We start from the raw sequence: 14,301 nt of genomic DNA, 5'->3' as shown, positions 1-14,301 counted from the left end.
CAGCTGGTATCTGTTTCCGGTCCTGTTGTTTTATCTGTCAGGACGGTTCCGGCCAGCGGGTCTCGATGCCCTGTGCACGGATAAAATCCTGGAATGCCGTCAGCTCCGGTTTTTTTTCACGGATACCGCGGGGCAGGATATTTTTCTGCAAAGCATATGCGGCCAGCATACCGGCCGCTTCGCCGATGCCCCATTCCACAGGATGCAGGCGGTAGCAGCCGTTGGTGATATGTGTGGTGCCGATGTTTTTGCCGGCGGGCAGCAGGTTTTCCATCCGTACCGGCAGCAATGCTCCCAGGGGTATCTGAAAGGGCAGCGAGTCAAAATCGATATAATTGTTGCCCCGGCTTGTGGGATGCAGGTCGATATGATAATAACCTACGCCCACGCTGTCGTAAAAGTCAAAGGCCCGGTTGCCGGTTTTGCTACCGGTGATAAGTGCGCGATTGGCGGCGCCCACGTGCTCTTCCAGGATGGTAAAGACGGCGCGGATACGCCGGGATTCGCGGATGTAAGGATATTTGGCGAGGCCGTCTTCCGTGCCCAGCACATCACCCCGCAGCCGCAGCCCCGGCCATCCCTGCTTCCCGTCAGGCCGGGGCGCTTCCGTCTGCAGCCAGTAGAACAGGGAAAGGCTCAGCTGTTTGGCCCTTTCCATATGGTTTGTGGCCGCCTTGTCGCCGACACCGGTAAGGTTGCCCAGCAGGTAATCATTCTGCGGCCAGTTGATGATGCTGATATCGCCGGCATAGGCGCCGGGTCTGAAATTGGCGGCATGGATGATTCGCCGGTAGTTCCACAGATTCAGCGCATGACCGGTAGGTACGCCTTCAGGCTGAAAGCCGAGCATCTTCGGCGTCAGGGTATGCGGATTGGAATAGGCCAGGTCCAGCAGCTTGCCGGACCAGGAGGGATGCAGCGGGGGAACGAAGCTGCGCCAGAAATCGTATTCCCGCGGCTTGCTGATGCGGTGGTCCTCACCGGCTACGTAATCCATGGCCAGGCAGTAGGTAAAGGCCTGCTGGTTGTCCGGGTCGGCCTTTTCGGCGGCATGCAGCTCTTTGGTTTCGCTGCGCGCCTCGGCGCCCGTCACGAATTCGGTGCCGGTCAGCGGTAACAGGTCGCCCAGCTCTGTGGCGTCTATGAAGTAGGGAGCGTTCAGTTCCTTTTGCTGTCCGCTTCGTCGATCCAGCATTTTTAATGCGCGTACCTTGTCCCCGGAAACATCTGCGCCGGTAGCTTTATGTTCCAGCAGCAATGTCAGCTTTCCATTGCTCAGATAAGGGGCCAGCAACGCATAGAGAACGGCCAGGGCCACCCGCGGCTCATGGCAGAGTGTGGAAACAGACCCGCCTCCCGGGTTCAGGAGACGGCGGCTCCTCGCTGCATCGGTGAGGGGATAATGTTGACGGTAGTAATTGCGTATCCCCTCGCGAAGGTCGCGATACAGCTGCGTCGCTCCGTGGGTTTCGATCCACCGGTGTTCATCCGGCGGCACACCCTGCTGTGTAAGCTGTCCCCCGATCCAGCCGGTTTCTTCGGTGAGAATGACGCGGAGACCATTGCGCAGCGCCGCCAGCGCTGCGGCACAACCGCCCAGACCGCCGCCGGCGATCACGAGATCGGCCTGCAGGTTACCGGCAGCGGAGGGGGCCGGCAATCCCGCTGCCTTCGCGGCCAGGGTCAGGACGGGTACAGCAGCTGCCGCTGCGCCGCCGCCGCTGAGGGCAAGGAACTGCAAAAAATTCCGCCGGTTTAGTTTGCTGGTCATGGGTCATTCAGGGTTAAGGGCCAAAGGCGAAAGGTTAAAGGTTAAAGGTGAAAGGCAAAAGGTTAAAGGTCAAAGGCGAAAGGTTAAAGGCGAAAGGTTAAAGGTGAAAGGCGAAAGGTTAAAGGTGAAAGGCAAAAGGTTAAAGGTCAAAGGCGAAAGGTTAAAGGTGTTGATGAAATGAAGTTCGGTAACATCATTTAAAGATAAATCAATCCCGTTGCCCAGGCTGCGACTTTATCTCGCACGCAAATGATTTTCAATGGTCTCGATGAACGCTTCGCCTTTCCGGTTTTTTCGCCTTTCCGGTTTTATAGTCTAAGGTTTAACCTCTAATGTCCAAAGTTGGTCTGCCTGGAATGGAACCTTAGACCTTAAACTTCAAAATGCCTTTTACCTTTGACCCTTCACCTTTTACCTCTTTTAGTATCCCGGGTTTTGAACAATAGAACCGCCGGAGCGGTCGATCTCGGCCTGCGGAATAGGAAACAGGTATCTGCCGCTGGCCGGTTTTTTGAAGGCGGCCCCTTTTCCGTTGGAATAAGGCCGCGTGGCAAAATCATGCATGGTAGACACATAGGTACCCCAGCGAATAAGGTCAAACAGACGCTGGTATTCCCCGCCGAGCTCCACCCTTCTTTCGTGGCGGACAGCCGCGCGCAGATCATCGGAAGCCTTTACTTCGGGCAATGTCCGGTCGGCGATCACGGTGACCCGCTTCGTAGCTTCGGCATCCGTACGGGAGGAATGGCTGGCACGGTCGCGCACCATGTTGATGTAGTCTGCGGCTTCCTGCTTGCTGCCGCCGCTTTCCACCAGGGCTTCCGCATACATCAGCAGCACATCGGCGTAGCGGATGAGATGAAGCGTCCAGGCATCGTTCCCAAAGGCTTGTCCCCGGCGGGCGGCAACGAGAAATTCCTTGCGGTTATGGTGCCCGGTATTGGGATAGTTGGAAAAGTCCAGGACTTCCTGGCCGCCCGATTTGGGAAACTGATCGCCCTGGTCCAGCACGGTGAAGAGTCTCCGCGGGTCTCCCGGCTCAAAGGCGTCTACCAGGCTCTGCGTGGGGCAATCGAATCCCCAGCCGCCGATGCTGCGGGGAGAGCAATATTGGGGAAGGGTGCTGCCGATGATGAATTTACCGGGGTCGTCTCCGAAGATGACGGGGAAGACGGCCTCCTTGCTCTTGTATCCATTCACATGGAAAAGATCCTGGTAGTCGGGCTCCAGGGCAAAGGCTTTTGCATCGATGACCTTTTTTGCCGCATCCTTTGCTTTCGTGTACAGGCTCTTGTCTTCCCCGGCAAAGAACAGGTCGGCGCGGGCCAGCATGGCCCAGACGGTTTCCTGCGTTACCCGGCCCTGTTCTGCAGCGGGCAGCTGGTTTTTTGAGGGCAGGGCGGGATCTGCAGCGCAAGCCGACCATTCGTCCGTGATGAACTTGAAAATATCCTGCGCGCTGGCGCGCGTCAGCTTGTTGCGGTCTTCCGGCGCCAGTGTTTTGGTGAGCAGGGGTACGCCGCCAAAGACCCTTACAAGGTCGAAGTAGTAAAAGGATCTCAGAAAGCGTATCTCTGCGATGTAGCGGTTCTTTGTGCTTTCATCCACGAGGTTGCCCCCGGCGTCGATCAGCGCTGCATCCGGCAGATGCTCCAGCGCCACATTGCAGTTACCGATAGCGCTGTAACAGGCGGTCCAGAAGTTCTGCAGCGTTTCGTTGGAGGAAAGCGCGCGGCCATAGCCCAGGTCGGTTACGAAGGGCCGGTCGCCCGCATCCGAACCTCCTTTGTCGCATTCGTCGGTGGCCATGTTGCCCAGCTCAGCCAGTACGGCCTGGTATCCCCAGAAATTATAAAAACCGAGATAACAGTTGACGAGGGTCTTGTACCCGGCATCGGGCGATTGGTAAAAATTCTCGTCCGTGAGCGTGCCCTGCGGGGGACGGTTCAGGTAATCCTTACCGCAGGAGACGGTCAGCAGAAAGGCGGCAGCAAGACAGATATAGATGGATCGTTTCATGATCAGAAGATTTGAAGGTTAGAACCGGGCGTTTATGCCTATCATGAAGGTACGGGGCTGGGGATAGTAGCCCTGGTCGATCCCGTTGAGCTTGGGATCGGTGGAGCCGATTTCAGGATCCAGCCCGGAGTAACGGGTAAAGGTCAGCAGGTTCTGCGCAGCCAGGTATATGCGCAGCTCCGGAATACCGAGGCGCTTGAGCATCGCTTCCGGGAAGTTATACCCCAGCTGCAGGTTCTTCAGCCGGAGATAGGATCCGTCTTCCACGAAGTAATCCGATACGTTGGTGTTGAGACGGCTGTCCTGCGAGATCTTATAATATTTGTTGGTGCTGCCCGCTCCGTTCCAGGCTTTTTCGAGAAAACCTTCGGGGGCATTGTACCAGCCTGTGCCGGCTTCGGTATCATAACGCAGGATATCCATGACGTCATTGCCCTGCGATCCCTGGAAGAACAGGCTAAGGTCGAACCGGTGCCAGGAGCCGTTCAGCGTAAGACCGTAGATGAAGTCGGGCCAGGGGTTCCCGATCAGCACCCGGTCTGCCGCATTCAGGATGCCGTCGGCGCCGGGGATCACCCTGCCGTTTTCGTCCGTTCCGTTGATGTCTTTGAAACGGAGGTCGCCCGGCTGCGACACACCCTTCTGCGGACTTTTATCCACTTCGTCCTGGGTCTGGAAAATGCCGTCGGTGCGCCAGCCGAAATAATAGCCGATCGGCATGCCTTCTTCCGTTTTGGTAATGGTTTCGCCGAGGTGGGCGGTAGAATAAATGGGCTCTCCGCCCCCCATGGAGATCACCTCGTTGCGGAAGGTCGAGATGTTGGCATTGACGCTGTAATCGAACGTTCCGATATGGTTACGATGCGTGAGGGAAAGCTCCCATCCTTTGTTGACCATGGTGCCGGCATTCACCCAGGGGGAGTTGGGATAGCCCAGCGTGCTGGGCAGCGGAAGCTGCAGCAGCATATCTTCCACCCGCTTGTTGAAATAGTCGACCTCAATGCTCAGCAGCTCTTTGAACAGCGTGGCTTCCAGTCCGATGTCTGCCTGTTTGGATGTCTCCCACTGCAGGGCGGCGGTGCCGACGGCGCTGCGACCTGCGCCGAGGGAGGGGCTGCCGTTGTCTCCGAACAGGTAGCGGGAGGTATTGCCATAAGTGGAAAGGTAGGCTCCTCCGCCTACATTCTGATTGCCGATCAGACCGTAGCTGGCCCGTATCTTGGCGTCGTCCAGCCAGCCGAGGTGCGCATTCCGGATGAAGGGCTCCTGGGTAAGCCGCCAGGCGGCGGAGAGGGAAGGGAAGGTGCCCCAGCGGTATTTTTCGGCAAAATTGGAGGTGCCGTCCCGCCGGATATTGGCGGCGAGGATATATTTGTCGGCATAGGCATAGTTGACCCTGCCGAAGTAGGAGTTGAGCGAGCTGGAGTAGGTATAGCCGGAAGCGCCGGGATTCTGGGTGCCGGCATTGATGATCCGCATATCCTTGTCATTGTTGACCAGCCCCTGGATGGAGGCGGCATAGGTCAGTCCTTTGGTCAGCTCTGCCGAGATACCGCCAAGCGCGGTAAGGTGGTGCTTGCCCCAGGTTTCATCATAGGTAAAAGTATTTTCCCAGACGAAGTAGTTGGACCAGCTGGAATTGTCGCTGACCGTGTTCAGCGCGCTCTGGTCATTGGGGTTCAGGAAGTAGGAAGGGGAAAAGCCTTTGGAGATCCCCCGGGCCAGGTCCAGGGAAAAATTGCTCCGGTAGGTCAGCGGCCGGAGGATCTTCACATCCAGCGCGGCGCCGGCCTTGATGGTGATACCCTCCCAGACGCTCTGCCGCATCCGTTCTATCTGTGCGGCCGGATTGGGCTTGTTGGAATACAGGATACCGGCATATTGGGAAAAGGGATTGCTTTCCTCGTAGCCGTCCATGATCCGCTGATAAAAGGAAGGTACGTCCTGAAGGTCATTGCGGAAGACGGGGGTGATGGGGTCTGCGGTCATGGCGCTGAAGATGGTGCCGGTATAGGGGTTGTTTTCATCGACGTTTCTCCGTTTTTCATAAACCAGCGAAAAGTTGGAAGAAAGCTTTACCCGTTTGCTGATATCGGCCCCCAGGTTGTTGTGCCAGGAAATACGGCTGTAGTCGGAACCTGCGATGATGCCGTCCTGCCCCATATAGCCGACGGAGGATGCTGCGGTCAGCTTTTTGCCCCCGCCGCTGATGCCGATGTTATAGCTCTGTGTTGGGGCGTTATAGTGCGTGATCTCTTTCCACCAGTCTGTGCCGGCGTTGCTGCCTGTATTGGCGTTTATAAATTTCATGATGGCGTCGATGTTGCCGTCCTGAAAATCCTGCGGTATCTCCTGGCCTGCTGCCTGGGCGGCCTGCCGCCGGTATTCGATAAAGCCCGCGGCGTCGAGCATATGGGGACGTTTCCAGGGAGATTGTATGCCGTAGTAAGCGTCCAGCGTCACCCGGATGTCGCCGTCGGTATTGCTGCCCTTACGGGTGGTGATGATGACCACGCCGTTGGCAGCCCTGGCGCCGTAGATGGCAGCTGCGGAAGCATCTTTCAGAATGCTCATGGATTCGATATCGTTGGGGTTGAGCCAGCCCACGCTGGTCTGTGGCAGTCCGTCCACCACATAGAGGGGATCGTTGGAGCCGTTGATGGAGCCGAGGCCGCGGATATGTACCACGCCCAGCGAGCCAGGACTTCCGCTGCTTTGGGTGACCATCACGCCGGCCGCTTTTCCCTGCAGGGCTTCCTGTGCGCTGCGCACGGGAAGGTTGCGGATATCGCGGCTGCTCACCGAGCTGATGGCGCCGGTGACATCTTCTTTTTTCTGGCTTCCGTAACCGATCACCACCACCTCGTTGAGTGCCGAAGCCGAGGGATTGAGATGAATATCCGGTGCGGCGGTCCCGGGGCGGATGACGGTTTCGGAAGACTGGAAACCCAGGGTGCGGACCAGGAGGGTATCTCCGGGAGCCGTCTGCAAGGCGAAGCTCCCGTTTTCATCGGTAGTGGTGCCCCGGGTCGTGCCTTTTATCATTACCGGGACGCCGGGAAGGGCGTGGCCCTTATCGTCTGATACCTTTCCTTTCAGCAGGTGCTGCTGGGCACGCAGGGGGAGGGTGGATGAGAGCAGGACAAGCAGCAGAAGTCCTGTTGCTGCTTTGAGTCCGTGTAGCTGTGGCATGGAGCTGAGTTTGGTGAACAAGGAGGGCTAAATAAAAATAAATTTTCCCATGAAGCAAGTATTTTAATAAAAAATTTAAATATTTATGATGAATGGAGATAAAGTTTCATTAAATAGCGGGGTGGGGCGCAGTCAAAGGAGGGAAAGGGCGGTTTTTTTGCCGCCCTGGAAAATAGCGTATCCGCTGTCTTTATTTTGATTAAGACCGTCCGGAAAGGGGGCTATTTGTAAAAAAAAATTGTAAATATGCAGTTACAGGCGCTCGTATTTAAAAACCTCCCGAATTATGCCACGGAACAATTCTTTTTTTGACGATCTCCGCAACGAAGCCATCACCGGGGTGGCCTATAAAAATCTGTCGCTCAAAAAGCAGATCCTGATCCGTTTTGCCAATACGGGAAACGCCACCATAGCCGACCTGAGCAAGGAGCTGAACATCAGCACACCGAAGACGGCCGGACTGGTGACCGAGCTGCTGCAGGACGGCCTGGTAAAAGATTATGGAAAAACGGAATCGAGTATAGGACGCCGCCCCAGCCTGTATGGCCTGAATCCTCATTCGGTCTTTTTTGTAGGAGTGGAAGTAAAAAGATTCCATGTCAATATCGGGTTGCTGGATTTTAAAAAAAATGTGGTCAAGATATCCGAAAGTATTCCTTACCGGCTGGATAATACGCCGGAGGCTTTCCGGCAGCTTTGCGACATCATCCAGGATTTTATACGCATATTATCCATTAAGAAAGATAAGATCCTGGGCATCGGTTTGAATCTTTCCGGAAGGATCAATTCGAGGACGGGCTACAGCTACAGCTATTTTCATTTCGGGGAAGAGCCGCTCAGCAATCTGCTGGAAAAGGAAACCGGTATACCCGTTTTTCTCGAGAACGACTCCAGGGCGATGGCTTACGGGGAGTTTTGCCATGGGGCGGTCCGCGATGAAAAGCATATCCTGTTCATCAATATGGATTATGGCATAGGCATGGGGATCATGGTCAACGGACGGCTGTATTACGGCAGATCCGGTTTTGCCGGCGAGCTGGGTCATATTCCCGTTTTTGACAACGAGATTATCTGTCATTGCGGAAAAAAAGGTTGTCTTGAGACAGAGGCGTCCGGGGAAGCGCTGATCAGGATCTTTTTAAAACGGATCCGCGGGGGCGCCAGCAGCATTGCCTGGAAACCCGGCCGGAAGGAAACGGCCATACAGCTCGAGGATATCATCCGGGCGGCGAAGCAGGATGATGTGCTGGCCATCGAATGCATTGCCGAGATAGGAGAGAAGCTGGGGAAAGGCATGGCTACGCTGATCAACCTGTATAATCCCGAGCTGGTGATCCTGGGCGGAAGCCTCTCCGCCACGGGCGCTTATATACAGCTGCCCATTATCACTGCGGTTCATAAATATTCGCTCAGTCTCGTCAACAACGACACAGAGCTGAAGATATCCCAGCTGGGTGAGCGCGCCGGCGTGATCGGCGCCTGCCTGCTGGTACGCGACAGGCTGCTGGGGCTTTTATAAGGTGAAAGGTTAAAGGCGAAAGGTGAGGGGCATTTCGAAATCAGAAACCCTCTGCCGGTCGTATCTTTGCACAAATTCTGGCATAATGGTATACAAGGTGATCGGGCTGATGTCCGGCAGCTCGCTCGACGGACTGGATATCGTATTTGTACAGCTGCAGGAGCGGGGCGGCAAGTGGAGCTATACGCTCGAAGCAGCAGCCTGCTACGAATACGAGGAGGAATGGAAGAGCAGGCTCATGCGCGCTCCGGGGCTCTCCGCCCGGGAGTATCTCCTGCTTCACGCCGACTACGGGCATTACCTCGGAAAAAAGGTGAATGCGTTTCTGGAAGAAATGAACCTGCAGCTACAGGCCCATCTGATCGCTTCACATGGCCATACCGTTTTCCACCTGCCGGAGCAGGGGATGACCGCACAGCTGGGCGACGGTGCGGCCATAGCCGCAGAAACCGGCCTGGCTGTGGTAAGCGACCTGCGTGCGCTGGATGTGGCCCTGCACGGACAGGGAGCGCCCATCGTGCCGGTGGGAGAGCAGCTGCTTTTTCCCGGCTATCCCCTGCTGCTGAACATCGGGGGCATCGCCAATCTCTCGGCAACTAACGGTAATGGACATATTGCATTTGATATCTGTCCCGCCAACGCTATACTGAATGCCCTGGCTGGGCGGTTGGGGAAGTCTTTCGACGAGGGCGGGCAGCTCGCCCGGGGAGGGCAGGTCAATCCTGCCCTGCTGGAGCGGTTGAATGCCCTGCCCTATTACCGGCAGCCCTATCCGAAATCGCTGGACAATAGCTTTGGCGCGTCAACAGTATTACCCCTGCTGCAGCAAAGCGGTCTTTCCGTACAGGGTCAGCTGCGCACCTATACGGAACATATCGCACAACAGACAGACCGGGCGGTCCGGCAGCTCTGCGCTGCGCGGGCCGTTCCTGAAGGTCCGCTGGAAATGCTGGTCACCGGAGGGGGAGCCTTCAACGGTTTCCTCACGGAGCAGATCGGCCATCTGCTGAGGGCGCAGCAGGTAGAAATCGTCATTCCCGAAGATGCCGTGGTAAAATATAAGGAGGCGCTGATCATGGCCCTGCTCGGGTTGCTGCGCTGGCGGGAAGCGCCTACCACCCTGCGTTCAGTAACCGGCGCCTCCCGCGGCAGCATCGGCGGTGCGCTCTGGATGGGACAGGAGGGATGAGGCGGTATATTTATGCTGCTTTTTTCGTAAATTCGTAAAAAAGATATGATGAATACAATTCAGGAACAGCCCTCATCTGTATTTGCATCGATGGTGGATAAACTGCGTTATAAAAGTGAGGCGGAGCTTAAAATGCTTTATCAAAGGTTCTTTTCGGATGAGCTGAAGGAAGAATGGAGAGTGCTCACTGATGAAACAGATTTCAGGGATGCAAAGGAAGAAGATATTATAAAAGCCATTCAGAAGAACCGCTATGATCTGAAGGATGTATAATCTTATAATTGACGCCAACATATGGATCAAATATGCCCGGGCGAAGGAAATCGCTCCATTGATTGACCGTTTTGTTGTTTACAATTTCCTTCCAGTCGCTAATAATTACTTGCTTTCCGAGATATTTAATGCTCCCGTGTAGCCTCTTGAATAGGGGTGTTAGGAAGAAGCCTCCCGCGGCAGCATCGGCGGTGCGCTCTGGATGGGACAGGAGGGATGAGGGGATCGTATAACGATCTCCGGCGCTCAGGCCGGGGCAACCGCAGTAAAGGCGAACCGGTCCCCGTCGAATAATCCTTTGTCGCTGAGCTTGAGGTGCGGGATTACCAGCAGAGCCATAAAGGAGAGTGTCATAAACGGCGCCTGCAGACCGCTGCCCAGCGCTTTGGCCAGCCGGTCCAGCGCTGCATATTTTTCCGCTACTTCGTAACCATCTTCCGTGCTCATCAGGCCGGCTACCGGCAGCGGCAGTATTTCCTGCCGTTCCCCGTCTGTTACGCATACCCCGCCGCGGTGACGGACGATCAGGTTAACGGCAGCGCATATATCCTCATCGCTGACGCCGACGGCGATGATGTTATGACTGTCATGCGCCACGGAAGAAGCCAGCGCGCCGCGCTTCAAACCGAAATTCCGGATAAAGGCGACGGAGGGCGGCGCTTCCCGGTAACGGTTCACCACCGTTATTTTCAGCAGGTCGCGGTCCGGGTCGCTGACCAGCAATCCCCCTTCCCGTTTTCCCGGCAGGGTCAGCCGGTTGGTGATCAGCTGCCCGTCCAGGGCCTCGATGACGGTGATGTTTTCCCCGGGAGGAGCCGTAATGACAAAATCCGGCGGCTTTACAGGGGCGCAATGAAAATTGTTCACCGCCGTCACCGGTACCGGTGCGATCAGGGTTTTTCCGTTTTCCGCCACCCGGATACCCGCTATATAGGTTTGCAGGACGCAGAATTCGCGGAGATCGCTGACCACGATAAAATCGGCTGCATCTCCCCGTTGCAGCAAGCCGGAATTGAGCTTGTAATGCAGCACCGGATTCAGACAGGCCGCTTTCAGCACATGCATCAGCGGTATCCCCTTTGCGCAGGCCCGCTTTACGAGCGTGTTGATATGACCCGCTACCAGGCTGTCCGGGTGTTTATCGTCGCTGCAGAACATCATCTGATTCGGGTAGTCGTACAGCAGGTCCGCCAGCGCTTCGAAGTTGCGTGCCGCGCTGCCTTCCCGGATCAGTATCTTCATACCGCAGCGGAGCTTGTCCAGCGCCTCTTCCCGGGTAAAGCATTCATGATCGGTAGTGATGGCGAGCTGTCCATCCGGCAGGCCGCCCCGGGCATATTGCTCCGCCGCTGTACCGCGCAGCCCCGGGGCGTGACCGTCCACGGGCTTGCCGTGCTTACGGGCCGCGGCGATCTTGGCCAATACGGCTTCATCGCCGGCCAGTACGCCGGGAAAGTTCATCATCTCCGAAAGATACCCGATCTCGCTGCGCTGCAGCAGCTGTTCTACCGCTGCGGGCGTTAGCTCCGCCCCTGCGGTCTCAAACGGGGTGGCCGGCACACAGGAAGGTGCGCCGAAGCAGAAACGAAAGGGCGTCTTTGCCGCATTTTGCAGCATAAAATCGACGCCATCCATTCCCATCACATTGGCAATCTCGTGCGGATCGGAAACGGTGGCTACCGTGCCGTGTACCACGGCCAGCCTGGCGAATTCCGAAGGCACCAGCATAGAGCTTTCGATATGTACATGGGCGTCCACAAAGCCGGGCATAAGATAGGGCAGGTCGGCCGTGTCCTTGGAAGGCAGCGGCGTCACCGCCCGTATGCGTCCCTGCTCCACGGCAACTTCCGCGGGATATATCTTTTCCTGTACCAGATCGACCAGTTGTCCTGTTAGGGTGAACGTATTCATGGCCTAAATTTAGCGATAATGCCTTAAACAGATTCTTCTATCGCCGGCACGCGCTGCCGCATATCATATTTACGGTTGCCATAACCGGATTATAATTAGCTTTACGTACTATGGCCCGGCAGGCTGGCGTCCTGTTTTGTCCGGCTGCGGCAAAAAGAATCAACTCATGCTGTACAACCATACTGCTCCTTTCAGAACCCGTCCTTTTTTCAGCATGCTGGTGCTGCTGTTTTTATACTGCGGAGCAGCGGCTTCCGGACAGACGCCGAAGCTGCTGAATGTCGCCCTTGCGGGAATGAGTCATGATCATGTTTACCTTGTCCTGAATCATTACCGGCAGGGCGAGGTGAACATCGTCGGGATCGCAGAACGGGATACCGCGCTGATCAGCCGTATCCAAAGCCGGTATCATCTGCCGGATTCACTGTTCTACCCTGATCTGCCTGCCCTGCTGCGGCACAAAAAGCCGGATGTGGTCATGGCCTTCAATCCCATTTCCGAACATGTGTCGGTCGTAAAGACATGTGCGCCGCTGCACATCAGCGTAATGGTGGAAAAGCCGCTGGCCACTACCGTAAAAGACGCAGCGCTGATCGCCTCCCTGGCTGCGCAGTATCATATCAAAGTGCTGACCGATTATGAAACAAGCTGGTATGCGAGCAACCAGCTGATCTATAAGATGACGAAAGAAAATGCCATCGGCGAGGTCCGCAGGATGGTGGCGCACGACGGCCATCAGGGACCCAGGGAGATAGGGGTCAGCCAGGAGTTCTTCCACTGGCTGACCGACCCGGAAACGAATGGCGCCGGCGCCCTGTTTGACTTCGGCTGCTACGGGGCCAACCTCATGACCTGGCTCATGGACGGGCAGGCTCCCCTGGCGGTCACTGCCGTAACCAAACGGATCAAGCCCGATATCTATCCCAAGGTGGATGACGACGCCGTCATTATCCTGGAATATCCCAAAGCTACCGGTATCATTGAAGCTTCCTGGAACTGGCCGTTCAACATCAAGGACTGGGAAGTGTTTGGGAAGAACGGTTATCTGCAGGCGGTGGACCGTAATACCCTGCGTGTCCGCAAGGGCGGCGGCGATGCATACAGCATTCAAAAGCTGGAGGCGCCCGCGCCGCCGTACCAGGACTATATTCCTTACGTGGCGGCTGTGCTGAGGGGCGAGATCCGTCCCGGTAACGATTTGTCCTCGCTCGAAAACAACCTGATCGTCGTAAAGATACTGGAAGCGGCCAAGCGCTCCGCCAAAGAAGGCCGGCGTATTTTACTGAAGTGATCTTCTCAGCCGTATCGCTTTTGCATGGCGGCGGCCTCGGCTTTTATCCGCTCGCGCAGGGAGGCCGGCTTCAGCACCTCCACGGTGGCGCCATAGCTGAGCAGGATCATAAACAGCTCGTGGTTGATGATCAGCTCCAGCGCTACCCTGCATTCCTTTTCGTCGTCTTTTATGATCTTCTGCGAAGGATGGATGGGCTCTGATTTGATATACTTTCCCTGTTGCGGGGTAAAGGAAAGCGCTATCTTCTGGGGTTGCTCGTCCAGCACGGTGATGCCGACGGCATGTTTGAAATAGCTGTGCTCGTCGAAATCCTTTTCTTCGAAATGCATATCCGTTTCCCAGATGTCGCGGATACGGTCCAGTCCGAAGGTCCGCAGGTCGCCCCGGTAGCTTTTGCCTTTGTCGCCCCGGCTTTTCCCGATCAGGTAAAAACGGTTGCGGTACTCCCGCAGGTGATAGGGCTCCACCCAGTAATCCTTCGGGGCATCGCTTTCAAAGGATTGGTAGGCGATCCGCAGCAAGGCTTTTTGCTTCATGGCGCCGGCGATGGTTTGCACCCATTCCAACCCCTGGTACTGAGGGGTATCCAGCCGGATCAGACCGCCATTCCCATCCGTTGACGCCCGGCCGATCTTCAGGGCCGAGGCCAGCCTGAAGATGGCATCTTCAAACTGCCGTATCATGGGCAGGTTGCTGAACTGTTCCAGGATGCCGATGGCGATCTCCAACCCCTGCAGATCGTATTCGTCTACCGGCATGTTGCTGATGGAATAGTTCTCGTCGGTATAGTAGTAGTACTTACCGGCGGCGTGATAGGCGATGGGCGCCTTGTAATTGAGCTCCTCGCTGTAGCGCATGCTGTGCAGGTCATACTGGAGGGTGCGCTTGGGTATCCTGCCGTTCATCTTGCCGGAGACATATTCGATCAGGTCTTCCAGCGTCGGCTTGGGCAGCTGCTTGTTGCGCAGGCGTTCATCGATCCAGCGGTAACGGGCAAAGGCGTCTTTGTTGACAGGCATGCTTTAGAGGTGAAAGGGTGAAAGGTTAAGGGTGAAAGGCTAAAGCTAAAGGTACGGGAATTTCTTTTGCTGCGCAAGTCGATTGCGCTGTGAGAGGATAGTTTTGGGTTATCA

General features: G+C 56.1%; 9 protein-coding genes. 4 read left to right on the top strand and 5 right to left on the bottom strand.

Annotated elements, in window-relative coordinates:
* Positions 1-37: 37 nt before the first annotated feature.
* From ABD851_RS17585 to ABD851_RS17575, 3 genes are all read right to left on the bottom strand, one after another.
* The gene (locus ABD851_RS17585) at positions 38-1,771 is read right to left on the bottom strand and encodes an FAD-dependent oxidoreductase (protein WP_344981776.1); all 1,734 of its coding nucleotides are present in this window, start codon (positions 1,769-1,771) and stop codon (positions 38-40) included.
* 420 nt (positions 1,772-2,191) lie between these two features.
* Entirely contained in the window at positions 2,192-3,790 is a 1,599-nt protein-coding gene (locus tag ABD851_RS17580; RefSeq protein WP_344981774.1) for a RagB/SusD family nutrient uptake outer membrane protein, read from the bottom strand.
* An 18-nt stretch (positions 3,791-3,808) separates the two neighbouring features.
* The gene (locus ABD851_RS17575) at positions 3,809-6,982 is read right to left on the bottom strand and encodes a SusC/RagA family TonB-linked outer membrane protein (RefSeq protein ID WP_344981772.1); all 3,174 of its coding nucleotides are present in this window, start codon (positions 6,980-6,982) and stop codon (positions 3,809-3,811) included.
* A gap of 286 nt (positions 6,983-7,268) precedes the next feature.
* Here ABD851_RS17575 and ABD851_RS17570 point away from each other — a divergent pair, with 286 nt between their 5' ends.
* From ABD851_RS17570 to ABD851_RS17560, 3 genes are all read left to right on the top strand, one after another.
* Positions 7,269-8,501 carry an ROK family protein gene (locus ABD851_RS17570; protein ID WP_344981771.1) on the top strand — a complete coding sequence of 411 codons (1,233 nt, stop codon included), beginning with the start codon at positions 7,269-7,271 and terminating at the stop codon, positions 8,499-8,501.
* A gap of 85 nt (positions 8,502-8,586) precedes the next feature.
* Positions 8,587-9,690, top strand: a complete 1,104-nt coding sequence (locus ABD851_RS17565) for an anhydro-N-acetylmuramic acid kinase (RefSeq protein ID WP_344981769.1) — start codon at positions 8,587-8,589, stop codon at positions 9,688-9,690.
* Between the two features lie 48 nt (positions 9,691-9,738).
* The gene (locus ABD851_RS17560) at positions 9,739-9,963 is read left to right on the top strand and encodes a hypothetical protein (RefSeq protein ID WP_344981767.1); all 225 of its coding nucleotides are present in this window, start codon (positions 9,739-9,741) and stop codon (positions 9,961-9,963) included.
* Positions 9,964-10,209: 246 nt separating this feature from the next.
* Here ABD851_RS17560 and ade read toward each other — a convergent pair whose 3' ends face one another.
* Entirely contained in the window at positions 10,210-11,874 is a 1,665-nt protein-coding gene (ade, locus tag ABD851_RS17555; RefSeq protein ID WP_344981765.1) for an adenine deaminase, read from the bottom strand.
* Positions 11,875-12,040: 166 nt separating this feature from the next.
* On the opposite strand from ade, the gene ABD851_RS17550 reads away from it, so the two are divergent.
* Entirely contained in the window at positions 12,041-13,165 is a 1,125-nt protein-coding gene (locus ABD851_RS17550; protein WP_344981763.1) for a Gfo/Idh/MocA family protein, read from the top strand.
* A 5-nt stretch (positions 13,166-13,170) separates the two neighbouring features.
* On the opposite strand, the gene ABD851_RS17545 is transcribed toward ABD851_RS17550, so the two are convergent.
* Complete coding sequence (locus tag ABD851_RS17545) at positions 13,171-14,187, bottom strand: helix-turn-helix transcriptional regulator (RefSeq protein WP_344981761.1); 1,017 nt, start codon at positions 14,185-14,187, stop codon at positions 13,171-13,173.
* Positions 14,188-14,301 lie beyond the last annotated feature (114 nt).

The organism is Compostibacter hankyongensis, from assembly GCF_039541075.1.
Taxonomy (GTDB): Bacteria; Bacteroidota; Bacteroidia; order Chitinophagales; family Chitinophagaceae; genus Compostibacter; species Compostibacter hankyongensis.
The sequence above is the reverse complement of the archived record's forward strand: the minus strand, read 5'-3'. Positions and strand labels throughout refer to the sequence as shown.